At 50.0% G+C, this 24,723-nt stretch carries 17 protein-coding genes and 1 tRNA gene; 9 read left to right on the plus strand and 9 right to left on the minus strand.

Going from position 1 to position 24,723, the window contains the following annotated elements:
• Window positions 1-166 precede the first annotated feature (166 nt).
• The 5 genes from IPL17_RS07960 to IPL17_RS07980 form a co-directional block, all read right to left on the minus strand.
• Window positions 167-625: a hypothetical protein gene (locus tag IPL17_RS07960; RefSeq protein ID WP_345306551.1), complete on the minus strand. Its 459-nt coding sequence runs from the start codon at window positions 623-625 to the stop codon at window positions 167-169.
• Between the two features lie 328 nt (window positions 626-953).
• Entirely contained in the window at window positions 954-3,419 is a 2,466-nt protein-coding gene (locus tag IPL17_RS07965) for an FAD-dependent oxidoreductase (RefSeq protein ID WP_345306552.1), read from the minus strand.
• 141 nt (window positions 3,420-3,560) lie between these two features.
• A complete protein-coding gene (gene glpK, locus IPL17_RS07970) occupies window positions 3,561-5,024 on the minus strand; it encodes a glycerol kinase GlpK (protein WP_345306553.1) in 1,464 nt (487 codons plus the stop codon).
• 47 nt (window positions 5,025-5,071) lie between these two features.
• A complete protein-coding gene (locus IPL17_RS07975) occupies window positions 5,072-6,283 on the minus strand; it encodes a diguanylate cyclase (RefSeq protein WP_345306554.1) in 1,212 nt (403 codons plus the stop codon).
• Between the two features lie 202 nt (window positions 6,284-6,485).
• Complete coding sequence (locus IPL17_RS07980) at window positions 6,486-8,186, minus strand: amino acid permease (RefSeq protein ID WP_345306555.1); 1,701 nt, start codon at window positions 8,184-8,186, stop codon at window positions 6,486-6,488.
• 225 nt (window positions 8,187-8,411) lie between these two features.
• Between IPL17_RS07980 and IPL17_RS07985 the strand changes: the two genes are divergently transcribed.
• Window positions 8,412-9,569: a hypothetical protein gene (locus tag IPL17_RS07985; protein WP_345306556.1), complete on the plus strand. Its 1,158-nt coding sequence runs from the start codon at window positions 8,412-8,414 to the stop codon at window positions 9,567-9,569.
• A 153-nt stretch (window positions 9,570-9,722) separates the two neighbouring features.
• On the opposite strand, the gene IPL17_RS07990 is transcribed toward IPL17_RS07985, so the two are convergent.
• Complete coding sequence (locus IPL17_RS07990) at window positions 9,723-10,955, minus strand: 3-oxoacyl-[acyl-carrier-protein] synthase III C-terminal domain-containing protein (protein WP_345306557.1); 1,233 nt, start codon at window positions 10,953-10,955, stop codon at window positions 9,723-9,725.
• A 272-nt stretch (window positions 10,956-11,227) separates the two neighbouring features.
• Between IPL17_RS07990 and IPL17_RS07995 the strand changes: the two genes are divergently transcribed.
• A complete protein-coding gene (locus IPL17_RS07995; protein ID WP_345306558.1) occupies window positions 11,228-15,940 on the plus strand; it encodes a PAS domain S-box protein in 4,713 nt (1,570 codons plus the stop codon).
• A 105-nt stretch (window positions 15,941-16,045) separates the two neighbouring features.
• On the opposite strand, the gene IPL17_RS08000 is transcribed toward IPL17_RS07995, so the two are convergent.
• Complete coding sequence (locus tag IPL17_RS08000; RefSeq protein ID WP_345306559.1) at window positions 16,046-17,935, minus strand: alpha/beta fold hydrolase; 1,890 nt, start codon at window positions 17,933-17,935, stop codon at window positions 16,046-16,048.
• Between the two features lie 399 nt (window positions 17,936-18,334).
• On the opposite strand from IPL17_RS08000, the gene IPL17_RS08005 reads away from it, so the two are divergent.
• Window positions 18,335-18,823 (plus strand): SET domain-containing protein-lysine N-methyltransferase, encoded by a 489-nt coding sequence (locus tag IPL17_RS08005; RefSeq protein ID WP_345306560.1) that lies wholly within the window; start codon window positions 18,335-18,337, stop codon window positions 18,821-18,823.
• Window positions 18,824-18,866: 43 nt separating this feature from the next.
• Here the strand turns inward: IPL17_RS08005 and IPL17_RS08010 are convergent, their stop codons facing one another.
• Window positions 18,867-19,289 (minus strand): hypothetical protein, encoded by a 423-nt coding sequence (locus IPL17_RS08010; protein ID WP_345306561.1) that lies wholly within the window; start codon window positions 19,287-19,289, stop codon window positions 18,867-18,869.
• A gap of 80 nt (window positions 19,290-19,369) precedes the next feature.
• On the opposite strand from IPL17_RS08010, the gene IPL17_RS08015 reads away from it, so the two are divergent.
• Window positions 19,370-19,999, plus strand: coding sequence for an HAD family phosphatase (locus IPL17_RS08015; RefSeq protein ID WP_345306562.1), 630 nt, complete (start codon window positions 19,370-19,372; stop codon window positions 19,997-19,999).
• A 3-nt stretch (window positions 20,000-20,002) separates the two neighbouring features.
• The gene (locus IPL17_RS08020) at window positions 20,003-21,040 is read left to right on the plus strand and encodes a polyprenyl synthetase family protein (protein ID WP_345306563.1); all 1,038 of its coding nucleotides are present in this window, start codon (window positions 20,003-20,005) and stop codon (window positions 21,038-21,040) included.
• Between the two features lie 77 nt (window positions 21,041-21,117).
• Here IPL17_RS08020 and IPL17_RS08025 read toward each other — a convergent pair whose 3' ends face one another.
• On the minus strand, window positions 21,118-23,310 hold the full coding sequence (locus IPL17_RS08025; protein WP_345306564.1) for a diguanylate cyclase: 2,193 nt from the start codon (window positions 23,308-23,310) through the stop codon (window positions 21,118-21,120).
• A 382-nt stretch (window positions 23,311-23,692) separates the two neighbouring features.
• Between IPL17_RS08025 and IPL17_RS08030 the strand changes: the two genes are divergently transcribed.
• From IPL17_RS08030 to IPL17_RS08045, 4 genes are all read left to right on the plus strand, one after another.
• Window positions 23,693-23,764, plus strand: a tRNA-Gly gene (locus IPL17_RS08030).
• A 112-nt stretch (window positions 23,765-23,876) separates the two neighbouring features.
• On the plus strand, window positions 23,877-24,137 hold the full coding sequence (locus tag IPL17_RS08035; RefSeq protein WP_345306565.1) for a response regulator: 261 nt from the start codon (window positions 23,877-23,879) through the stop codon (window positions 24,135-24,137).
• An 11-nt stretch (window positions 24,138-24,148) separates the two neighbouring features.
• A complete protein-coding gene (locus tag IPL17_RS08040; protein WP_345306566.1) occupies window positions 24,149-24,271 on the plus strand; it encodes a hypothetical protein in 123 nt (40 codons plus the stop codon).
• Window positions 24,264-24,716 carry a response regulator gene (locus tag IPL17_RS08045; RefSeq protein WP_345306567.1) on the plus strand — a complete coding sequence of 151 codons (453 nt, stop codon included), beginning with the start codon at window positions 24,264-24,266 and terminating at the stop codon, window positions 24,714-24,716. The genes IPL17_RS08040 and IPL17_RS08045 overlap by 8 nt, the downstream gene beginning before the upstream one ends.
• The last annotated feature ends 7 nt before the right edge of the window (window positions 24,717-24,723 follow it).

Below are 24,723 nucleotides of genomic sequence, written 5' to 3' on the forward strand. Positions count from 1 at the left end.
TCTCACCATACCATTTCCACCGCCGATCTTCCTCCTCCAATTGTGATCTTCAATTGGGGGAGGTGTCCGTAGGACGGAGGGGGCGGTCACCTCACGCTTTGTTGGCCGCATTTTGCAAGACGGTTTTGAACTTAATACTGCCGCCAACTATTGTAACTAAAAAGTTCTACAAATCTGTTTTATCAAAAATTACTACCTTTGCGCCACCATTTTTTGCCGCAACTCTTAATTCATCTCTCGGATTCGCAAGATAATTTGTGAATCCGTCTGCACCGAGAATAAAAACTACAGGCCGTAGAGTCGGCAGAAAATCATTTTCATAAATCTTGCCAATTGAATATTGAAAAATAACCTGGATTAAATCAGCTCTACTAAAAGTGGTTCTAGGCGGCAAAGGCTCATTCAAATCAAATATATTGATACGATAGATGTCTGGTTTTGTAAGCTGATTGCTTGGAAGTTCATTTCCAATGGCGATGAATTCAGATTTTGACTTGCCATTATCTATATACACAAAAGTTTCAATCGAAAAATTTATATTATCCTTTGAACAAGTAAAAATAAACTTTGATGGATGTACATTGACAACAATTTGTTTTGCAAAATATTTGAATAGGAAGTTCATTTTGCCGATCCTACATCCTTAAGCGCCCAACTATGATTTAACCAGCAGAATCTGTGTATAAGATTCCATTTTGGGTGGATATACACAAATATTACTGTATAACATACTATCTACAACACAAACATCAACCTGTCATCGCTGGAAATCTCACCATACCATTTCCACCGCTAAACCAAATTTTACCCCCATTCCTTTCCCTACAACCCCCAACTTTCAAAAGAATTATTCGTGCCATTCGCTAATTCGCTGAATTCGCATTCCCAACACGCCGCTAAAAAAGAACTTGCTTAGCTGCTTTGAGAAAACCGTACAAAACTGCCCCCTGCGCTCAGCCCTGTTTCTTTCTCAAATACATCGCGATTGCCCTGCCTGCCTTCATCCCTTCAATGGCGCAATGGTCGGCGGTCTCCACGCCGCGCAGTAGATTGCCTGCCGCGAAAACTCCGCTGACCGAGGAATGAAAACTCGCGTCAATTTTCGGTCCGCGCGTGAGCGGATCAATGCTCAAACCGCCGAGCCGCGCCATCTCATTTTCGGGGATCCAGTTTCCAGTGAAAATGACCGTGTCACATTCGACCTGCTGCGTCTGCCCATTGGAATCGGTCAACTCGATCGCCTCGACCCGCTTATGCCCGAAGATGTTCGATATTCGGGTATTGGCAAGGATCGGTGTGCGCGTCAGGATGTCCGCCACCGCCCACTTCATTACGATGTAGGGGAATTCGATTTGGTGAGACTTTTCTTCCGTGGTCATCATCACGCACTGTACGCCTGCATGCTGGAGCGTCATCAACGCCGAGAGACTCACCAGCTCCGCGCCGACGATCACCGCGCGTTTACCGACCGCTAAATGCTCCTGATACACAAACCTTTGCAGTGAGCCTGTTGTATAAACTCCCTGCGGACGTGTGCCTGGGATCATCCTCGCCGCGCGCGGGCGTTCACGCACACCCGTCGCCAGTACAACTGCCTGCGCTTCGATCTCTCCCAGCCCGCCCGTCGAAGTAAAGCTCATTTTATGCCCCCTCTCCCCCCGCGACATAGTGCCCGAAGGGTGGAGGGCTGGGGTGAGGGTATTCCACCCCACGACCGTCGTAGATGTGCGGATCTCCACATCATGCTTCTCTGCGAGTTCGCGATAATATCTCGCGTAGCGCGGACCTGAGTACATGCGCCACAGATCGGCACGTCCAAAACCGGTATGATGACACATGCGCGGCATCCCGCCGGCTTCAGGCTCGCGGTCAACCACCAGAATATTTTTAATGCCCTGCTTCTTCAACTCGATCGCGGTCGCAAGTCCCGCCGGACCCGCCCCGACGATCAACACATCACATGTCGTTGCGAGCGCTCTTTGCGAAGCAACCTCCCGATTAAGTTGGAGTCCGACAGCTACCTGTCGGTTTCTTTCGGGGAGCAAGCTCCCCGACTCCAGAGTCTTGACCAGCGCCGCGTGGCAATTGAATCCCTGACATCTCCCCTGCGAAGCGCGTGTGCGCCGTCGTAGCGCATCAAGACTCGTGGCAGCGATCGGCGCGCGCATGGCATCCATCAACTCGGCGCGCGAGACCCTCTCGCAATGACAGACGATCTCCGCGTAGGCGGCATTCTGCGCGATCATCGCCGCGTCCTGATGCGGTCGTATCCCTGCCTCACCAATACTTGGCAGTTTGACTTTTCTGAATTCATCCTTCAATTTCAACTCAAGCCCCGCGCCGCTTAACAACTCCACGCCGTACTCGGCGATGCCCATCGCGCCTGAAATGCCCGTTGAGCGGATTCCGCCCAGGCACAAATAGCGCTGCGCCGCGTCCATCTCGATCTGATAATCGCTGTGCTCTGTGGCAGCCCGCAAGCCGGAGTAGGTCGCGGTCACTTCTTCATCCAAGAGCTGCGGCAGGATCTGTTTTCCCTTTTCCAGCAAAAACTTCAAACCGCTTTCCGTTGTCTCTGTTGCCGATTTATCAGGCAGGTCTTCGGCGGTCGGTCCGAGCAGGATATTTCCATACACCGTGGGGCTGATCAGCACGCCTTTCGTGATGGATGTCGGCACGGGCAAAAGTACATGCTTGACCAGCGGGCGCGCCATCTTGTCATAGACGATCAACTGTCCGCGTCGCGGCGTGACCGTGAAACTGCTCTTTCCAAAATGGGCATTGATCTCGTCTGAATACAATCCCGCCGCGTTGATAATGTATCTCGCCTTGATCTCTCTCCCCTGCTGGTCGAGTAATCCCGTGTGATCTTCACGGGATGTATCGAGACCATTCACCTGAAAATTCAGGAACAACTCCACGCCATTCAACACAGCCTGATACGCGAACGCGAGCGGAACCCCGAATGTGCACAGGATCCCCTCCCCCGGCACGAACAGTCCGCCCAGCGCGCCTTTCGCGATATGCGGTTCGCGTTGATGGATCTCTTCGGCAGAGATGATGCGCACATCCATCTCGCCGTTATCGTGCGCCTGTTTTAATAACTTGGGCAGGGTTTCAAATTGATCCTGATTCCATGCGATCAGCAATCCGCCCAGCAATTCATGGGCGATATTCGCCTCGGGCAGATATTCCTGCATGAGCTTGTAACTGCGCTTGAGTAATTTCGCCTCGAGCGAATTCGGCTTCGCGTCATATCCCGTATGCCAGATGGCTGTGCTGGCTTTGGACGTTCCCATCCCAACATCAGAATTGGACTCCACCAGTGCAACCTTTAGATCATAGCGCGAGAGTTCACGCGCAATGGCAGACCCAACCGCGCCCGCGCCGATCACTGCAACATCAAATATTTTTGTCATATTTTCTCGATTATGTCATTGCGAGGGCGCTCTGCCTTTTGCCCGAAGCAATCTCAATATTACCAAACAGATTGCTTCGTCAGGACACCTGCCCTGTGGCGGGTGCTGCCAGGGAGAACACCTTCCTCGCAATCACATCAATTAAGCATGAAATCCCTTTACAGCCTCAACCGCCTTGTTCCACTGCGCCAGCTTCTTGCTTCTTTCTTCTTCATTTATTCTCGGCAAATAACTGGTCTCCGATTTCCAATTCGCCGACAACTCATCAAAGGAGGTTCCTAACGCTGAAACGCCTGCAAGATTGGCTATTCCAATTGCAGTGGCTTCCAACGCCGCCGAGACTCGCACTTCAAGATTTAACAGGTCTGCGATCATCTGCATCAGGTATGGATTCCCCGAAGGTCCGCCGTCCACTTTGAGGTGCGGTGGCGCTTTGCCTAAATCTTGCGACATGGCAGTCACCACTTCGTAAACTCGGCACGCGATTCCATCCAGCGTGGCGCGCACAATATCATCGGAACTGGTACTGCGATTGAGTCCGAACATCGCGCCGCGCACGTCTGTCCGCCAGTGCGGGGCAGCCAGTCCCTGCAGCGCGGGCACGACCACCACGCCTGAATCCGTTGAGCGCTTCGCAGCCTGATGGCTTGATGCCGAATCTGGAATGACTTTTAAATTATCTCTCAGCCACTGCACCGCCGAGCCCGTCACAAAGATCCCGCCATCGAAGGCGTAAGCGGTTTGTCCATTAAAATTCCAGCCGACCGTGGTGAGCAGACCGTTGCTGGATAATTTTGGTTTATCACCAATATTCATCAACAAAAAACTGCCCGTCCCAAACGAGCATTTCATCTCGCCCGCGTTGAAACATGCCTGACCGAATAGGGCGGCTTGTTGATCTACAAGAAGTGCGTGCAATGGCAAAGGCTTTCCATTGCCAAAATCCACATCTCCAATATATCCCGCCGATGGTTTCACTTCCGGCAGCATACTTCTTGGAACATCAAATAATTTCAGCAAGTCTTCGTCCCACTCGAATTTGTTCATATCGAATAATAATGTGCGTGAAGCGGTGGATGGATCAGTGATGTGCAGTCTGCCTTGTGTCAACGACCAGATCACCCAGGTCTCGGTGGTGCCGAATTTTAACTTTCCTTCATGCGCTTGCTTGCGAATCTCGGGATAATTCTCAAATACCCACTTGAGCTTCGGTGCGGAGAAATAACTGTCGAGCAGCAGCCCCGTCTTGTGGCGCAGCAGCTCCGCGTCCACGTTGGATGCGAGTGCCTTGCAGACCGATTCCCCTCTCGTGTCCTGCCAGACGATGGCCGGAGTGACCGGCTCGCCCGTGTCCTTGTCCCACACCACAAAGGTCTCGCCCTGGTTGTCAAATCCAACCGCGGAAATTTCATATTTATCAAGCAGGGGCGCGCAGGCTTCCTTCACAGTGCGGATAATATCGGCCGGGTCTTGTTCCACCCAGCCCGCCTGCGGAAATCGCGCCGGCAATTGCGCCGAATTTTTCTCCAGCATTTCACCGAGTTCATTCACAATGACTGCTGTTGTTTGCGTCGTGCCTTGATCAATGCCAAGCAGATATTTCATAATTTTCATTTTCTCCGTTCTTCTTTTCCCTTTCCGTCGAAAAGGGTTCAATTCGTATTGGCGTCTGAAAACTCATCAAATAATATGGCAATATTTTTACCGCTGTGTTTCGCCTGATACAAAGCCAGGTCCGCCTTGTTTATCAGCGCGGTCTTGTTCAGTTCGTCGCCTTGATACGTGGCAAGCCCGACGCTGATCGTTACAAATGGACTGACCTTGTTTAGTTTGTGCGGGATCTGCAATGCCTCGACCTTGGACTTGAGCAAATTCCCTATCAGCAGTGCGCCTGCCGCGTCTGTCGTTGGCAGGATAACGCAAAACTCCTCGCCGCCGTATCTGGCCACCAGGTCGCCGGGACGCCTGGGTACTTCGCCAAGCGCTTGCGCCACACGCTTAAGACAATCATCTCCCGCTTGATGTCCGTATGCGTCGTTATAGGCTTTGAACTCATCAATATCACAGATGGCAACAGACAGGGGCGGATTATTTCGCAGGCAGTATGAAAATTCCCTGTCCAACGCCTCGTCAAAGTAGCGGCGGTTGCGAATGCCGGTCAATCCGTCCACATTGGAAAGTTCTTCCATGGTTTGCAGGGTCAGGTCTAATTTTCTTCCATAAAAAAATACCAGGCCGCTCACAACCAGCCCGATCAGGATATGACTGATGATGATCGCCCAGTGCGGTTGAATATTCACCGGGAAGGATATGCTGATTCCACCGCGGACTTCATCCAGTTTATACCCCTGTTTCTCATGACATTTCAGGCAGCTCTGCTGTACATATAATGGAGCCATATAGCGAAATACTTGTGAGTTTCCTTCCCCGCTGTATGCGTAATATTCCTGTTGACTTGTTTGTTCGAACGCGCTTAAGGCGGAAGCCTCCCAATCGGCGGGCGCGTTCAAAGGGCGGATCGGCTTCAAGCTCGTGATGTGAAATTTTACATGGTCTTTCGTGGCGGCCAATTCCCCGATCAGGCGCGTCATATACGCCGGGTTGACAAGTGTTAGTTTCTGGCCGCTGGTTGTGGTCACGTCACGGTTGGGTACATCCAGATACGGGTTGGGCTGGATGTTGTTTGTGACCGGCAGATAAAGTCCGCCCTGCTGTGAGTTCCATTCGCGCATGGTGACGATCAAATTAAATAGTGAGCGTCCATTTTCCAAATAAGTTTCAAGGTTGCTCGTATCTGCCTGTCTCACATTCCAAAATGCGGACGCCGTGACCACCATCAGCCAAAGGGTAATGGTGGTTATCATATAACGTTTCGCCCTGGTGGTCATGTAATGCACATTCATACAGCACCTTGCTTATCCTGTTGATCAAATTTGGTTCCATCCCCTTGTCCATTAAGGTCAAATTCTATCCGAATCCGTATCCATCGCTCCTAAAGATTTCATGAAAAATAAAAGCGGCATCCCTCTCGAGATACCGCTTTTATACTGCAAAAGGGAATATATCTTAATGTTCGCCGTATTTCTTTTCGATCTCGGCGATCTTTGCCTGGTTCTGTTTGATCTTATCGCCTTCGGGCACGCCTTCGAAGCGCTTGTCTTCACCGCCAGTGGCGAAGGTGATCGCCGCAGCTACGATGGCAACGCCGATGGCAATGTAGGAGGTGGTCGCCGTGGGGATAAGGAAATGCAAAACATTCGTATCGGAAACGGGCAGGAAACCCAACAGCAAACCGACGACGGCAATTCCAATGCCAACAGGAGCAGTCTTCTTGGACCAAAGGCCGCACAGGGCAACGACAAAGACGATCGTAAAGTAGAAGACTTTCTCATTGGGTGGGAAGAAACCGCTGATCGCCAGCACGATACCGAAGATGATCGCGAGCACCGCATTGGGCTTGGAAAAACTACCAAGATGGAACGGACCCTTTTCCTTCCATTTTGCAGTGCCTTCAGACATGAGGCCAGCCGCAATTGGCATAACCATGGAGATATAAAGGAACACGGCGCAAGCCACAGCCAGAATGAGATAGGCAGGCGCATACAATGTGCTTGCGAATGCAAATATGGCAGATACCCAAACCGCGGTTCCGGGAGTGCGGTATACAGGGCTGACATTGGCCAGGGCGGCCGAGGCGGGCAAGCCGCCGTCACGCGCAAAGGCGTACATCATGCGCGAAGTGGAGGTAAGACCTGCCAGGGCGCAGATGTAGTTGACAATTACCATGCCGACGGCCAGGAAAATGCTTAACCAGCTCGGCATGTTGGAGGCGCTCCACATATAGAAGAACGAACCCCAGCCAGCGGCGGCGGCTTCTTCGAGACTCGGCATGGTCAATACATAGGCGGCAACCGCTATGAGACCGAAGACCCAGGACCAGAACACGGCGGTCCACATGCCCTTCGGCACGTTTACCTGCGCGTCTTGTGTTTCTTCAGAAGTGTGGGCCGAGGCGTCAAAGCCTGTGATGGTATAGCACACATACGAAAGGCCAAGCAGGAAGGCAAAGGCAACGCTTTCGGTGCGGAACGGAACCACTGCGCCGCCAGCGTCACCGGTTACGTTTTGGAAGGTCCATAAACGGGTGAAATCCAGGGGCACGGAGCTGAACGCAAACAGGGTGACGATCAAGATCACGGTCAAACCGAGGATGATGTAGCCGCTCCAGTCGGTAAGTTTGGTGGTGACATTGATGAAGTAGTGATTCAGAACGGCTTGTGTGCCGAGGGCGAAGATCAAAAAGACGATCTGATGCCAAATTCCAAAACCGGAAACATCCACACCAAGCGCGGTGCCGAGCAGCAGGTCTTTGAAGAATACGGTGTAGAGCAGCACATCCACGGAAGAGACCACGCAGATCAAACCGATCAGGTTGAACCAGGCGGTCATCCAGCCCCAGAATTTCCCGCCGAGGTGGGAACTCCAGTGATACAGGCCGCCCGCGGTCGGGAAGGATGAAGCGATCTGTCCCATGCCTACAGCCACGCTCATGGCGAGCACGCCGCCGATCAGCCAGATCAATACAGCGCCGCCAGAACCAAGGGCATTGAACGCGGCGGGGAAAGCGGAAATACCACCGGCTAAAATACAAATGATCGAGAAAGAAATTGCAAAATTTGAGAAACCGCTCATGCGGCGGGAAAGCTCCTGCGCATACCCCAATTTATGCAGGACTTGCTTGTCGTGCGCGTGACTTTTATCTGCCATTTTCGTAATTCTCCTTGTGTGATTTTTTATTACATCAAGAAACTGAACTTACGAAGATCAAGTGTATATCGTCCGCGATAGCATCCTCCCCTCCCTTTCGAGAGTCGATCTGTGAGAAGTATGTATGGTAAACACTGTCTATGGCATAAAGGTACGGGTTAATTCCCGCCATTATTCCACAAATTCCCCCTTGATGGAATAGACCAAATGTTCTAAAATAGAATTATGGACTCAATCGATACTCTCAAGGCGTTATCTTCTCAAATGACATTTGAAGCGGACGGGGAACCGCGCGTCACGGCCTCCGCCCCAACCTGCTACAGTCCGAAGGAAAAGGATCAAGCCTTTGTGCATCCCGCCCAGCTCCCCAACGGACAGAAGATCATGCTCCTCAAGACTCTGCTCTCCTCCGCCTGTGAGCGCGATTGTTTCTATTGTCCATTCCGCGCGGGGCGTGATTTCCGGCGCGCCACATTCAAGCCGGATGAGTTTGCCGGGCTGTTCAACAAACTCAACCAGAGCGGAGCCGCTGAAGGCGTTTTCCTCAGCTCGGGGATCGCGGGCGGCGGTGTCCGCACGATGGACAAACTCCTCGACACGGCAGATATCCTGCGCAAAAAATATAAATATCGCGGGTACCTTCATCTAAAGGTCATGCCCGGCTCGGAGAAAGATCAAGTCTATCGCGCCATGCAACTGGCAGACCGTGTCTCGGTCAATCTGGAAGCGCCCAACACGGAACGGTTGGCAAGACTTGCGCCGCACAAGATCTTCATCGAAGAATTATTACAACCTCTCAAGTGGGTCGAAGAGATCCGTCAAACAGTCCCTGCCTATAAATTTTGGAATAACCGCTGGCCTTCCACGGTCACGCAGTTTGTCGCCGGCGGTTCAGATGAAAGCGATCTTGAGTTATTGACGGTCACAAGCTGGTTGAACAAAAACGTGCGTTTGAAGCGCGCCTACTTTTCAGCCTTTCATCCCATTCGCGATACCCCGCTTGAAAACAAACCTGCCGTTGACCCCATGCGCGAACACCGCTTATATCAGGCGTCCTTTCTCTTGCGTGATTACGGCTTTGACCTTGAAGACCTGCCGTTTACCAGCTTCAACAACCTGCCTCTCAACGCCGACCCCAAACAAGCCTGGGCGCAAATGTATCTGGCAAACACCCCGCTTGAGATCAACAAAGCCGGCAAACATGAGTTGATTCGTATTCCCGGCATTGGCCTGAAAGGCGCTGACGCGATCCTCAATGCGAGAAAATTAAATAAACTGCGCGATCTTTCCGCGCTAAAAAAACTGGGCATCATCGCCGAACGCGCCGCCCCCTATGTTTTATTTGAAGGGAAAAAACCCGCCCTGCAATTGGCATTATTATAATCATGTCATTGCGAGCCGCGTTCGTTGCGGCGAAGCAATCTCCTTGTCGTCTGGAGATTGTGGGCGGGTAGTTAATAAAAAGAGTGGTCTTCGAGGAGCGTATCGAGACCACAGTAAAATTCATCATTCATCCTTCATCATTCATCCTTTCCCTCACGCCCCCATCGTCGCGGCCAGCACATCGTAATAAGTTCCAGCCCCAAACCCGTCGAACAGCACATTATCGCCCGCCTTGATCTTCGGCAGTTGGCGCAGGAAAACGATCATATTACTCGCCGCGCTCACGTTCCCAAAATCACTCACCAGCCACGGCATCGGGAATTCGATTCCCAGTCCCTGCAATTGCTTCGCCTTAAGTTGATTGATCTTATAATTGGCATGATGCACAATGCCGACCGAAATTTTCTTTTCCGGTGTCCCTAATTTATTCATTAATTCAGCATACTCATTGAACACATCCGTCACCACTTTCACGCCCGTGCGCACAAATAACTTGACCATGCCCATCGGGCCGGCCATCGCGATCGGTCCGCCATGCTCAGGCTCGTGCATCAATCCCGCCACGCGGATATGCCCCGGGTCGGATTGCGTGATCTCCACTTTCGATCCGTTTTCCTCCTGCCGTGAGTGCGGATAATACATATGGACTGCCAGCACGCCTTCGTCGTCAAATGCTTCGTGGTCCTTGCCGACCAGGAACTTGAATGTTTCACCTGGTACTACGCCAATAATACCGGCCGCATTACCGAATAATTGCAGGGCGTACTTATCGCGTGAATTGCTTGTGAAGCGGCTCAGACCTTCAATACCGCCCAGCAATACCTTTTTGCCTTTTAATTCCTCGGCGATGTTCATGGAACCCTTGCGTCCCAGCCGTGGATTAAGCGCGAGGTTCAAACTGCCCACCGAACCATCGCAGGCTTTATGGACGCTTACTTTTAATGCCTTGCTTGAGATCCCCGCTCGCTCACAGATCAATGGAACGTAGTCATGTGAGACGGGTCCGCTCATTCCGATCAACACGGCATCCACATCCTCAGGATTCCATTGATTTGCCTTTGCCGCCTCGCGCAGCATCCGCGCTCCGATCTGTACCTCAAGTTCAAGGTGATCCGCGTCATTTAGATCTTGAATATGATGCCGGCTGAGAAATCCCAGCTCTGAAAGGTTCATTACGTCCGCATCTTGCAGATATTCCCCCCGTCGATAAGAGACCAGGTCTCGCAGCCGCGCGTTATCATAACTATCGCCCCAGGTGCCGTATGCGCCGCCAATTCCGAGCGCTGTGTTTGTCACACTTTCAAACGCAAACGGGATGCCTGTCCCAATTTGAATGGTTTCATTAAGTACATTGGGCCGCTCAAAGAACGAATTGTTTTCTGTCATTTTTAATCTCCTTTTAAGTACGTATTCACCTATAAAATGGTATGCTAGGTATTGGTGCGCACCATTCCGAACATTCTGTGTAGAGGATAACACCTCATTTGTTTTTACGTTCCTGTGCACCACTCTCCAATTTTTGCCGCAAAGACCCCAGAGAGCTTCGAAGAAAATCTCTAAAGTCACATGTTTTTGTCTATGTGCTGTGTGGCAGATAACAAGCGCAATGCATGCCCGTGCCTGGTATGCATTGCCGATAACGCCTTAAAAAAATAACTATGCTCAAGACTAAAACCAACTCCAGAATGGCTAAGCCTGTATCATCAACCTGGCATTTCCGCGCCTCAGAATTTATTCGCGGCACGGGTCCGCGCAATCTTTGGCTTGTTTTTGGATTCCTGATCCTTGGCATGACCATCACTGCGCTCGCATCGCTTTATGTAAAATCAGAAGTGGAGCGTGCCGCGGAACGCGAATTCGATTTTATCAGCAGCGAGATACAACACAACATCGCGGACCGTCTCGCCGCCAGCGCCCAGGTCTTATTCAGCGGCGCGGCGCTTCTTGAATCGTCTGGTACTGTCACACGTGAGGAATGGCACATCTTCATCGAGCAGCTCCGCATCGAAGAACAGTTGCCCGGCATACAGGGAGTCGGATTCGCGCTTTTGATTCCGCCTGAACAACTCGATCAGCACATCCAGCAAATTCGAGACGAAGGGTTTCCGCAGTACACGGTCCGCCCTGAGGGCGATCGCGGGATCTATTCCTCTATTATTTATCTTGAACCTTTTACAGGCCGCAATCTGCGCGCCTTTGGGTACGACATGTTCTCAGAACCCGTGCGCCGCGCGGCGATGGAACAGGCGCGGGACGAAAATACGGCCGTGCTCTCCGGGAAGGTTACCTTGGTACAGGAGACCAACGAGGATGTACAGGCCGGCACCTTGATGTATGTGCCGATCTACCGCAAAGGGCTGCCGATCGAGACCGTTGAACAGCGCCGCGCTGCGATCATCGGCTGGGTCTACAGTCCCTACCGCATGACCGACCTGATGCGCGGCACCTTGAGGAATTGGGAAGCCCAACAGGGGAGCGAACATTATCACTTGCATGTCTACGATGGGGATGTGATCTCTACGGACAACTTGTTGTTTGACAGCCGGAGTGAAGCGGATAAAGCGCTTGCCGCTTCCACCCCGGAGTTTTCCAGGCTGACCCCGGTCGATTTCGAAGGACATCATTGGACTCTGCGATTCTCGCAGATGGGCGGGCTGTCAACTTTGGCAGATTATGACAGTTTTTGGTTCATATTGTCCGGCGGAACAAGCTTCACCATAATCCTGGCCGGCCTGGCGCTCTCCGTGCTCAGAACACAGGTCAACGCGCAGCGGATCGCTAAAGAATTGACGATCGAATTAAAGGAAAGCGAAGAAAAATACAGCATTATATTTAATAACGAGGTGTACGCGATCTGCATCTTTGACCTCGAAACACTGCAATTGCTCGATGTGAATAAGGCCTACGAGCAAGTCTATGGGTACAGCCGTGAAGAACTTTTGAACGGCATGACCATTCATGACATTACTGCCGAACACCAGGCCTCCAGCGAGGCGACGGTCAAGGCGGTCAATGATGGGACAACTTTTATTCCGCTGCGCTATCATCGCAAAAAAGACGGGACGGTTTTCCCGGTCGAGATTGTGGGCGGACCCTATGTCTGGCGGAATCGCAAAGTAATGTTCGCCCTGGCACACGACATCACCGACCGCAAGAAGGATGAACAGGAGATCCGCAAACTTGGGCGCGCGGTCGAGCAAAGCCCGGCCTCCATTGTTATCACAGGCGTGGATGGCAGCATTGAATATGTCAATCCAAAATTCACCGAGATCACAGGCTATACATTGGCAGAAGCCGCCGGCGGCAATCCGCGCATCTTAAAATCAGGATACACAACTGAACAGGGATACAGGCTCCTTTGGGACACGATCACATCCGGCGATCAGTGGCAGGGTGAGTTTCAAAACAAGAAAAAGAATGGGGAACTTTATTGGGAAAAGGCAATGATTGCTCCTGTCTGGAATGACCTCGGGCAGATCACCAATTTTCTCGCGATCAAGGAAGATATTACCCAGCGCAAAATGATGGAGGACGCGATTCGTGCAAGCGAGCAGAAATACCGCCTCCTGTTCGAAACATTGAATGAAGGTGTTGCGTTGAATGAAATTGTCTATGATGAAAACGGGGAAATGATCGACTATCGCGTGATGGAAGTTAACGAGGCTTTCTATTTAACCGCAGATTATAGCGGTCCGGTTATAGGCGCTTTGGCCACAAAGGTGTATGGGATGAGCCTCGAGACCATTCAGGCATTCTGGCATGAACACAAAGACCGCAAGACCGTTCAACTGACGGAGTTTTCAAGCCCACTCAACGGGCGTCACTTTATCATATCCACGTCGCCGTTCATCCACGATCGATTCGTCACATCCTTTTTTGATATTACAGACCGGAAACGAGCTGAAGACGCACTCCGGGCAAGCGAATTAGGTTTGAAAAGAGCGCAGGCGGTCTCGCAGCTTGGGAATTGGGAATTGGATCTGAGCGCCGATACGCTTACATGGTCCGATGAAATTTATAATTTATTCGAAATTGATCGGGGGCAGATTGAACCGAGTTATGAAGGCTTTTTGAATGTCATTCATCCGCACGACCGCGCATTGGTGAATGACAAATACCAGAACTCACTCAAGACCCGCGAACCCTATCATGTGGACCACCGCCTGTTGATGCCTGATGGCCGTGTCAAATGGGTGCACGAGGCCTGCGACACTGATTTTGATGCGCAAGGCAATCCTTTAATATCAAGGGGCACGATTCAAGACATTACCGAGCGCAAGCAAATGGAAGATGCTTTGCGCCACGCGCACTGGCGGGCAGAGAGCATACTTGAAGGTACTCAAGCTGGCACCTGGGAATGGAACATCCAAAGCGGGGAAACGGCCTTTAATCAAAAGTGGGCGCAGATCATTGGATATACACTCGATGAACTTGCGCCTGTAAGCATCAAGACCTGGGAAAAATTTTCCCACCCAGAGGATCTTAAGCAGTCTGGCGAATTGCTGGAAAGGCATTTCGCAGGCGAACTTCCTAATTACGAGTTTGAAAGCCGCATGAAGCACAAGGATGGCCGCTGGGTTTGGGTTCTCGACCGCGGTCGCGTCATTACCCGCACCAGTGACGGCAAGCCGCTTATGATGTTCGGCACGCACCAGGACATCACCGAGCGCAAGCAAATGGAAATTGATCTTCAGGCCCAGCGTGATTTTGCCACCCAGATCGTCAACGTCATGGGTCAGGGTCTCACCGTCACAGACGCAGACGGGCGCTTCGAATTTGTCAACCCGGCCTATGCGCGCTTGTTTGGTTATGTGCCGGCGGACTTGATCGGCAGGCGCCCGGTTGACATTTCCTTGCCGGAAGAAAACGCTGTATTATCGGAACAGAGAAAGCGGCGCATGAAGGGACAGGTATCCACATATGAATCGCGCCTGATTCGTACAGACGGAAGTATCGCCCATGTCCTGATCACTGGCGCGCCGCGCGAAATTGATGGAAAATATGCCGGCGCGATCGCAGTCATAACCGACCTCACTGAACAAAAGCAGGTCGAAAATAAACTTCGCGCAAGCGAAGAGAAATATCGCACCGTGGCAAACTTCACCTATGATTGGGAAGCATGGCGCGCTCCAGATGGAACCTACTTATATAATTCCCCTTCCTGTGAACAGATCAGCGGTCACTCAGCCTCTGAGTTTAATACCAACCCTGACCTTATGCTGGAGATCACACACCCGGACGATCAACCGATCCTGATCGAGCATCAGCGCGCAGCAGGCGGGGAATTAAAGGATCAGGATCTGGAAATTGATTTTCGCATCATCACCCCCGGCGGCGAAACGCGCTGGATCGCCCATTCTTGTACCACTGTTTATTCTGAAGATAAGCATTGGCTCGGCCGCCGTGAAAGCAATCGTGATATCACCGACCGCAAGCGCAAGGAGGAATTGCTGTTTGAATCGGAGAATCGCTATCGGCGCCTGTTTGAAACAGCAAAAGACGGCATCCTGATCGTTGACGCAGAGTCTGGGATGATCAAAGATGTGAATCCATTTTTGATCGAATTACTGGGCTATTCACGCGAACAATTCATTGACAGGGAACTCTGGGAACTCGGCTTCTTCAAGGATATTGTCGCCAATCAGGATAATTTCCTGGAACTACAACAGAAACAATATATTCGCTATGAGAACCTGCCGCTCGAGACTTTTGATGGCCGCAAGGTGAATGTTGAATTCATCAGTAATGTTTATCTGGTGGACAACAAAAAGGTCATCCAATGCAATATCCGCGATATAACCGCCCGCAGGAAGGCCGAGGAGAAGATCCGCTTATTGAATGCCGAGCTGGAAGCACTGGCCGGCACAGACGGATTGACGGGTATTAATAATCACCGCTCCTTGTTAAAACTTTCCGAACGCGAATTCGAAGTCGCCATGCGTTATCAACCGCCGCTTTCGATGATGTTCTTTGACATTGATCATTTCAAACAGATCAACGACACCTTCGGCCACGCCATTGGCGATGAAGCCCTTAAATTGACAGTTGAAACGGTTTGCGCCAAACTCCGCTCCGCCGACCTGATCGGGCGCTATGGCGGCGACGAATTTGTGATCCTCCTGCCTCAGACCAGCGCGCTGGATGCCCTGCCCCTCGCGGAACGCATCCATGCCGGCATTGCGGACATGCGCCTCGATACGAACAAAGGTCCGCTGACGCTTACGATCAGCATCGGCATTGCTCAATCGATCCACGGCGCCTCAGAGCACGATACCGTGGAAAGCCTCCTCCTGCGTGCCGACCAGGCTTTATACGCCGCAAAACAAGCCGGGCGCAATCGCACGGTCATCTTTGATGACAGATTGTCTTAATGACTCTGGAGTCGGACAGCTAGCTGTCCGTTTGACAGAAAAAAAAAGAAAAGCCGATTCATCCATCAGCAAGCTGATGGACTATAAAATCGCGAACTATTGATTTTATTTTTTTAAGAGTGCAACTTTTCGCAAAGTCCGCACAAAAGCAAAAAGGATCAATCCAAGCACGAACACGGCCAATCCAATCACCAGAACCAGGTTGCCTGTCACCTGGAATTGGCTTGGGTTGGGCTGCACTTCCACAGATAGAAAAGCGGTCCTTTCCACAGGCGCGCCGTCTGTGGCTGCGCTTGTCACGATAATATCCACACCATGCGCGCCGGGGGTTTTCGGCTTCCATACTGCTGAAATGCTTTTACCCGCGGGAAATTCAAGTACTTCAACATTTCCGTCCGGGTCGCGGATCACAGCTTGCGCCTGCTTGATCTCCAACGCTTGCCCGCTCATTGAGACCTCTGCGCTTAACTGAACCTCTTCACCGAGCTTGGGGATCAACGTGCTCGACTGCGCTCGCAGAACCGCCCCGCCGACAAAATAAACTGATACGGCAAAGTCAGCTCCCTCTGCCGGAGTTGAGTCGGATGCGTGCACCGTGACGCGCCACAGACCCGCCTTCGGATTCGCAAAACCATATCCAAGATAGATCATGGATGAAGGGTCGTCCACCTGCACAAATCCATTCTTATCGGTGTCCAGCGGGATCTCCTTTCCGCTTGCGCCAACCACGCTGACCGTTACAGAACGAGTCGGGTCAAATAGCGCAAAAGAAGCCACGGTGACATTCGGATCAATATTGATCGTCAATTCTGTTGATCCACCCTGGTCTACCTTGCCCTTGTAAACCCGCGTAAACTGTAAAGATTCTGACCTGGCAGTTGTCGGCTTCGGATCAGCGCCGACATTAAATGTTCCGGCGCTTTTTTGTAATAATGGCTGTACAAATTTTTCAAAGGCAAAATCGGAATAGGTCAATTCGCTATGAATGACCTCGATTTGTTCGGAATTTAACTCGATCGCATTAATACTTCCAAAGGAAACAACAGTATCATTCGGCACGTCCGTACAAGGTGACTTAAAAGGCTCCAGGATCGGCGTTCCGCCCAGGTCGTAAAATTCCACACCATGCCGGTGGGTGATCTGATTATTAAAAACACCCTGCATATAGCTTTGGCGGATCTCGATCGAGGCGGGCAGGTAAAAGCCAAGCGTCGCAGGCAGAACAGAGCAATCCGAACCGCCCATCGGGGAACCGAGCATAATTAATTGGGCTACGTCGCGCTCCTTCATCACACGGTCAATATAATAACGCGAGATCATTCCACCCATGCTGTGTCCGACCAGGTCAACCATCTCCGCGCCGGTGGCTTTCTTCACGCCGTCGATATACTGGCCTTCAATTTCAGCGTTCTGGGCGATCGAATTTGTGCGTCCGGTCGGTTTCGTCAATGAACCCGTATCCATCACCCCGTCCACCTGGCCGTCGCCCACGGCAAATCCACGCAGCCCCAGCGGCGACAAAAATCCATCAGGACCAAGATAAGGTTTCCATGTATCCCATGTGGATATAAATCCATGCACCAATACCACCGGACGCGGCAGGACTTGAAGCGCGTCAGATTGACCGAGCGGGTTGTTTCCACTGTCATGGGCATTCACTACCCGGCTTTTTTGCGCCGTCCCGTCAACGCCCCAATACCACCCCAACGAGAGGAATGACTCTGTCTGACAGGTATCTTTTTCCGCCGCGATAATACAGGTGCCGACAACAGAACCCTGCTCGCCAAGTGTAAATGTTATCAACTCTTCCTTCGGCAATGCTTGTGAAAGTTTTATCTGCAGATGGATCGTGTCACCGTCAGTGATCTTTAATGTTGGTTGATCGGAACGATTAAGAATAACGACCTCGGAGGCGGAGGCCTGCGGCATGGACCGAAAACCATACAGTGAAAATACACAGACAAGAATGTTCAACACTGATAAAACTTTACGCATATTATCCTCACTTTATTTTTTTATGACACTGATTGTAAAATTATATTCTTTACCTACAAATGTCGTTGCGAGGAGAGGCTTTGCTCTTCCCGACGAAGCAATCTCATGCTTCAAGAAGTATATCAATTCCAAGCGAGCTTGCTTCACCGCAAACATGTAAGAGCGGCGGTTCGCAACGACATCAATACATAAAATGTACGGTGGAGAGAAATTATAACGGATTCGATTCTTCGTCGCAATTATTTTAAATTTTTTCTTTGTATTCCAGTTCAACCTTAATATATTCAGTTGGGTTTCGATTAAACCTTGCATATATTTTTATTGTTGCTATACTACAAAGTGTGTTGCGGTAACAAAAATATATTTAATGATAATTTTTACAGAAGGAGAAAATTAAAAATGACTACAACAATGGAAACTCTTGCGATCCGAACAGAGAACAAATTTCGAACGCTCATCACAAAACAGGCCTACAAAAAAGGTGACGTGATCTGCGCCATGCCCAGCGAAAACATCATGGACAAACCCAATCGCTTCACGGTTCAGATTGGGCGAAACGTGCATACGCATGTCGGCAAACTCGCCGCCCTGAATCATTCCTGTGATCCCAACGTTGTGCTTGATACAGAAAACATGCTAATGATCGCCCGACGTGATATAGAAAAAGGAGAAGAACTATCCTTCTTCTATCCCGCCACAGAATGGGAAATGCAGGCGCCATTCATCTGCCTGTGCGGATCGGCAAATTGTATTCACGTGGTTGCGGGCGCGCGCTTCCTGCCGCTCTCCACACTCGAGACGCATTACCTTAACAAGCACATTCGCGAGATGATGATCGAACTGCTCAACAACACGCAACTGCACTTAAAGAATTTGCAGAAGTCCTAAAATAAAATCTCCGAGTTCCCAAAGAATTCGGAGATTTTATTTTTTACAGTTTTCGATGGAACGCCAGCAGGGTATACGCCCCCGCCCACGGTTTGCCCAGGCGGTGATTATCTGAAACGATCACATTGCTGAATCTTGAGGCGATTTGCGGCATAAGGACGGCAACAGCCGCCCAGTCATCGGTCAGGACGGCTGTCTTCATTTTTTCTGCCGCCTGCCCTGCCCACATCCACTCCATGCGGAATTTATCGGCCTTCACCCAATAATCGCGTTTTTCCCATGCGGCCACAGACACATCAATACCATCCGAGATCGCCTGCAGCGCGAGCGCAATGTATGCCGCCAGGTCTTTTGCCTCCGGCGTAACAGCTGCCTGTTTTGCCAGTTCACGAATACACAGAACAATGCCTTTTGTTAGGCGGGTTCGTTCTTTTCCAACTGAATCAGGATTGATCACACGGCTCAAGATTATTTCTCCAAAAGTAGGGTCGGTTTTTCCAAGTGCGGGATTATACCGCTTCTGAATGAATCGGATAAAATAAAGCGATGCAATATCAGATCACAGCCATTATCTTCGACCTTGGCAATGTCCTCCTCAAGTGGGATGTGTATCGCCTGTACAAGCGCTTCTTCCCCGACCCCAAAGCTGTCGACTCTTTTCTGCAGGAGATTCGGTTCTTTGAGTGGAACGCGCAACAGGACGCAGGCCGCTCCTTTAAAGAAGGTGTTGCGGTACTCTCTGCGGAATTTCCTCAATATGCAGAGCTTATACAGGCCTATGATACCTATTGGGAAGATTGTGTCACGGAAACGATCGACGGCACAATACAGATCGCGCGTGAATTAAAAAATGCGGGGTGGCCATTATATATATTGAGCAATTTCTCTCTCGAAAAATTTTCGCTCGTCCATTCTCGTTACGATTTTCTTAATATCTTTGATGACCTGATCATTTCTGGCGAACACAAACTTGTCAAACCGGATCCGTCAATTTATGAATACACCCTGCGGCGAATAAATCGCGAAGCCGGGGAATGTCTCTTCATTGACGACTCTCTCCCAAACATTGAAGCCGCCCGCATGCTGGGTTTTCGAACCATCCATTTCCGCTCCCCCGAACAACTGGATATGGATCTGAAAAATATTCTACACACACAGTCCGTCTATGGGAATTAGATCATGAACATTCAACAAGCCATGCTTCAGAAAATTGAAGATGAACTAAAACACCAGGTTGCGCGCCTCGATCAGCCTCGCACGAAGCATTTTCACGAAATGCTCACGTATCATATGGGCTGGACGGGCGAAGGTTCAGGGATTGAAGCAACAGGCAAGCGAATTCGTCCTTTGCTGGTATTGCTCTCAACTTCTTCTTTAATTGAAAATGAAGAAATGGGTGATCCAAACACAAGTCCTTATTGGCTACGCGCAAAATCAGCAGCGGCAGCCATTGAATTGATCCATAATTTCTCGCTGGTTCATGATGATATACAGGATAACTCAGACAAACGCCGTGGCCGCAATACTGTTTGGGTGAATTGGGGCGCGCCGATGGCGATCAATGTCGGAGACGCGCTCTTTGTGATCGCCAATCAAGCCGTCATGGACCTGATGGAATATTATCCAGCCGAGGTTGTTGTCAAAGCCGCCAATATTTTGAACAATAGCTGTTTGGACCTTACGCGCGGCCAATTTCTGGATATGTCTTACGAAGAAAGGCATGACATTGGCATTGATGAATACTGGCCGATGGTCGGAGGAAAGACCTCTGCCCTGCTGGCGGCCTGCACCCACATTGGCGCGTTGCTTGGTAACGCTCCGGAAACACAGCAGGAATCCTACCGCTTATTTGGCTGGCATCTTGGGCTTGCATTCCAGGTACAGGATGACATTCTGGGGATTTGGGGCGATGAATCGGTCACAGGGAAATCCGTCGCAAGCGACCTTGTGGAGGGAAAGAATTCACTGCCGGTACTTTACGGCTTGGGCAGACACGGCAAGTTTGCTGAAAGATGGGCGCAAGGACCGATCACGGCTTCTGAAGTGAAGGCTGTCGCGAAATTACTGGACGATGAAGGCGGCAAAGAATATGCTGAAGAAATATCCAAAATAGAAACGCAAAAAGCCTTGGCTTATTTGGGAAACGCAAATCCGCAGGGAGAGGGCGGCGATGCGCTGCGCCAACTGGCATACAAATTGCTTGATCGAAAGCAATAAAGCCGAAAACTAAAAATTGGTTCTTCGCGCTCTTTGCAAGCTTTGCGGTTCAAAAGAGATGTTCCGCAGTTCCATCCTCAAGACGATGAGGGCGATTTTTTGTGGATTTGTTTTTGTTCATACATGCGGCTGTCGGCAAGGTTAAAAACGACATCCAGAATTGAACCCTCATTTCCTGTTGCAGCCCCAACGGATATCTGGATGGGCGCGTCCCAATGACTGCTGTTATATTTTTCGATCGCCACATCCAACCGGGTTAGCACGCTCTCGATGGTTTTCTCGTCAGTTTTAGGGAATAGAATGACAAATTCATCGCCCCCGGTACGGGCGATGATATCCTCGGGACGAAAACATTTTTGCAGCAAAGCAACTGTATTGCAGATTAACTTATCACCTGCGGCGTGACCCAGGTGATCATTAATGGTTTTCAAATTATCCAAATCACAAACGATAATGCTGACCGGGAACTGGCTGCTGCTTTGCAGCGTTTCCAGGCTGTGGTTGAAATATCCGCGGTTGTACGCGCCGGTCATCGCATCGTGCGAACTGATATAGCGCAGATCCTCTTCCATCCCCTTTCGAATGGTGATATCGTAAATCACACCGTGCCAGGCGCCCGGTCTCTGTCCCAATTCGTTCGACAGTGCAGCTTCTTCATGCACCCAGATTGTGCGCCCATCGAGGGTCAACATACGGTATTCACCAGAAAAATTCTCATTGCTTACCAGCGAGTGCAAACTTTCTGCCTGAACACGGGCACGGTCGTCGGGGTGGATTAATGGCACCCATGAATTATTTTTCTGAACCAAGTCGTCCGATTTGTAACCGAGAAGTTTTTCAACTTGAGGACTCATAAAAGTAAAGAAATAGCGGTTTTCGTCTTCAAATAGCCGGATATATGTCACGGCATTGATCTGTTCCACAAGCTGCCGATAGCGCGCTTCAACCTGCTTGATCAAGGCGGAGGTTGCCTCACGTTCGGTCACATCCCGGTCGATACCTCGAATGCATGCCAGATTACCGTTCTGATCAAAAGCCGGCAATGAATTAGACTCAAGAATGACCTCTGTCCCATTTTTATGACGAAAGCTGTTGAGCAAACCATAGACCGGCTTGCCCTGAATAAGTAAATTTCTTACGTTCCCCTGCCCCAGGTGGTTTGAGTGATCGCCTAATTCCATTGAATTTCTACCGATCAATTCTCTGGGTTCAAACCCCAGAATATCGCGGACTCGGGAATTTAAGTAGGTGTAGATCCCGCTTGCATTTACCTCCCAAAGGATATCGGGCACGGCTTCGGAAACCGTTTGGTATTTTTCCTCGCTTAAGCGAAATTGCTTTTCTGCGAGAGCCTGCTGGCTTTGGGCGTAATTCAAGCGGCGGAAAAATATATCCATGAGTAACCAAAAGGCAACGATCACAAACGCAACGATAAAATCCAATGTAACCACCATTCGGGTCCAGTTGGAAAACAGGATGCGCGGTTGGTCCAGCTTGATCAGGATTGTGGGTTTTCCGTAGATATCTTCGAGGATTTGGAATCCGGAGATGGTTTCGTTATTGGTCGCAGTCACCAACTGATCTTTTCGCGCGGCGTTCATTTCTTGAATCTGGCTTAATAATGGATTCCCGTTGAGGGTCATGTTGCTATTTACGATTTCCAATCGCGCACCGCCTGCGGCAATTTGGTTGCTGTCAAGGTCAAGGTTGGTAAAACGACCCAGCACCAGAATTCCGGCTGGGTCGCCGTCTCCTGTATCCGGCAGTATGGGAAAGGCTGAAATGGATAACGGTCCATCCTTGAGTGCCAAAATACCTGATATTCCATTCCTTGAGATGATCTTGCGAACAAGCGGGCTGCCGCTAAAAAATTGCTCAACAAAATCAGCCGGCAGGTCGATTTCCTCCATTTTGGTCAGATCATAAGCCTTGGAGAATAACGTTTCCCCCGAAAGCCGCGAGATATAAATTATATTTACATTCATATCTTTGAAGGCTGCGCTGTATAACCAGGAGGTAACATACTCCGGGTTTGGGTTTTGCGCAAATTCGTAAGTGTCGTCCCAAAAAGCCCATTCAGGTCCTTGTGTGTAAAGATCGTTCAATCCATCGTCGACCATTTTAGTGCTGCGGAACAGGTTCTGCTGGACGTCTATTTGTTCCTGTTGCAGGATGGATGGCACCTGTGCCTGATAGGATATGAATGTGACCAACCCGATCATGACCACCAGAATAATTGAAGCGAGAAAAATTGATTTCCAGACGGTCATGAGTCACCTTTATCAACAAAATAATATTGTAATGAATTCCGCATCAAAACCATATTGTCAACGTTCTTTCTGGTTTGCCGGGAATTATTTGATTATTCTAGCATTTTCTTTGTTAATTTCCTGTGAATTTTCCGGGAATTTTTAAATGAAGGAAATCCGGCTGATGGCGCATCCGCTAGAAAATATTGGGAAGCCGCAATATACCGGATGGCACCGATAACGAGTATTAAAAATATGTTATAGTCCATACGCCAAGCTCAAATGACTTTCATATATTTGTTTGAAAAAAGTGAGGTTTTAGACTAAAATTAGCGCGCTTAGTCCCCCAATGGGGTATTTTGCAAAACAGCTAAATGCGAGGAATTCCCCCTCGTAAAACTACGCGGGTGTAGTTCAGTGGTAGAACGCGTGCTTCCCAAGCACGATATCGTGAGTTCGAATCTCATCACCCGCTCAAGTTAAATCGAGGCAAGGCAGCCTCGATTTTTTATAAAAGGTTTTGTAAGGTTGCTGTTATGCGGGTGCTTTTACCTAACAAGTAGAATTCAATACGGAGAAAGTCCGCCATGATGCCAAATCTTGATAAAGGCAACATCTTATATGTTGAAGATAATCCAGACAACAGAAGCTTGATACGCAGGGTGCTTAACTCGGAAGGCTATTCTGTTATAGAAGCGATTAACGCAAAGCAAGCATTGGAAAAACTTGAGGGCGGAGAGATTGATCTGATCTTGATGGACATCAACATGCCAGATATGGATGGTTATATATTAACTTCCAAAATCAAGGCAATTGAAAATTTTCAACAATTCCCATTGTTGCGGTAACTGCGAATGTTATGCGCGGGGATCGCGAAAAATCACTTCAAGCGGGATGCAATGGTTATATACAAAAGCCGATCGATGTTGACACCCTTGCCCAGCAGATTGAACGATTTATGATAAGGAGCAACAATGTCTGATGAAACACCTGCTGTTTCTGACACACAGCCAATCCGTAAGCCAAATATTCCTAACGACGCGGCAGTATTGGTAGTGGAAGATAATGTTTCAAATTTCGTGCTGATCGCACGTATGCTCGGTTATCTGGGAATCCATTGTGAATGGAAAACTTCGGGATATGAGGTCGTCGAGTATGCAGACACCCTTCCACGCCTTGATCTGATCCTGATGGACATTCGTCTTCCCTATGAAGATGGTTATGGCGCGCTGAAAAAGATCCGCGCTTCTGAGCGATTCAAAACAGTACCCATTATTGCAGTAACGGCCGAGGCCAGTCCTGAACAAATGAAAAAAGCCAAGGATTCAGGGTTTGATGGTTTTTTGGGGAAACCTCTTGACCCGGACAAATTCCCCGACCAGATCCGCCGCATCTTGAGTGGAGAACCAGTCTGGGAATATAGTTAAAAAATTC

Source organism: Candidatus Villigracilis saccharophilus, from assembly GCF_016711665.1.

Bases quoted from the DNA above. Each gene is read 5' to 3' on its own strand.
- IPL17_RS07960 (WP_345306551.1), bottom strand. From the start codon at position 625: ATGAACTTCCTATTCAAATATTTTGCAAAACAAATTGTTGTCAATGTA.
- IPL17_RS07965 (WP_345306552.1), bottom strand. From the start codon at position 3,419: ATGACAAAAATATTTGATGTTGCAGTGATCGGCGCGGGCGCGGTTGGG.
- glpK (WP_345306553.1), bottom strand. From the start codon at position 5,024: ATGAAATATCTGCTTGGCATTGATCAAGGCACGACGCAAACAACAGCA.
- IPL17_RS07975 (WP_345306554.1), bottom strand. From the start codon at position 6,283: ATGATAACCACCATTACCCTTTGGCTGATGGTGGTCACGGCGTCCGCA.
- IPL17_RS07980 (WP_345306555.1), bottom strand. From the start codon at position 8,186: ATGGCAGATAAAAGTCACGCGCACGACAAGCAAGTCCTGCATAAATTG.
- IPL17_RS07985 (WP_345306556.1), top strand. From the start codon at position 8,412: ATGGACTCAATCGATACTCTCAAGGCGTTATCTTCTCAAATGACATTT.
- IPL17_RS07990 (WP_345306557.1), bottom strand. From the start codon at position 10,955: ATGACAGAAAACAATTCGTTCTTTGAGCGGCCCAATGTACTTAATGAA.
- IPL17_RS07995 (WP_345306558.1), top strand. From the start codon at position 11,228: ATGCTCAAGACTAAAACCAACTCCAGAATGGCTAAGCCTGTATCATCA.
- IPL17_RS08000 (WP_345306559.1), bottom strand. From the start codon at position 17,935: ATGCGTAAAGTTTTATCAGTGTTGAACATTCTTGTCTGTGTATTTTCA.
- IPL17_RS08005 (WP_345306560.1), top strand. From the start codon at position 18,335: ATGACTACAACAATGGAAACTCTTGCGATCCGAACAGAGAACAAATTT.
- IPL17_RS08015 (WP_345306562.1), top strand. From the start codon at position 19,370: ATGCAATATCAGATCACAGCCATTATCTTCGACCTTGGCAATGTCCTC.
- IPL17_RS08020 (WP_345306563.1), top strand. From the start codon at position 20,003: ATGAACATTCAACAAGCCATGCTTCAGAAAATTGAAGATGAACTAAAA.
- IPL17_RS08025 (WP_345306564.1), bottom strand. From the start codon at position 23,310: ATGACCGTCTGGAAATCAATTTTTCTCGCTTCAATTATTCTGGTGGTC.
- IPL17_RS08035 (WP_345306565.1), top strand. From the start codon at position 23,877: ATGATGCCAAATCTTGATAAAGGCAACATCTTATATGTTGAAGATAAT.
- IPL17_RS08040 (WP_345306566.1), top strand. From the start codon at position 24,149: ATGCGCGGGGATCGCGAAAAATCACTTCAAGCGGGATGCAATGGTTAT.
- IPL17_RS08045 (WP_345306567.1), top strand. From the start codon at position 24,264: ATGTCTGATGAAACACCTGCTGTTTCTGACACACAGCCAATCCGTAAG.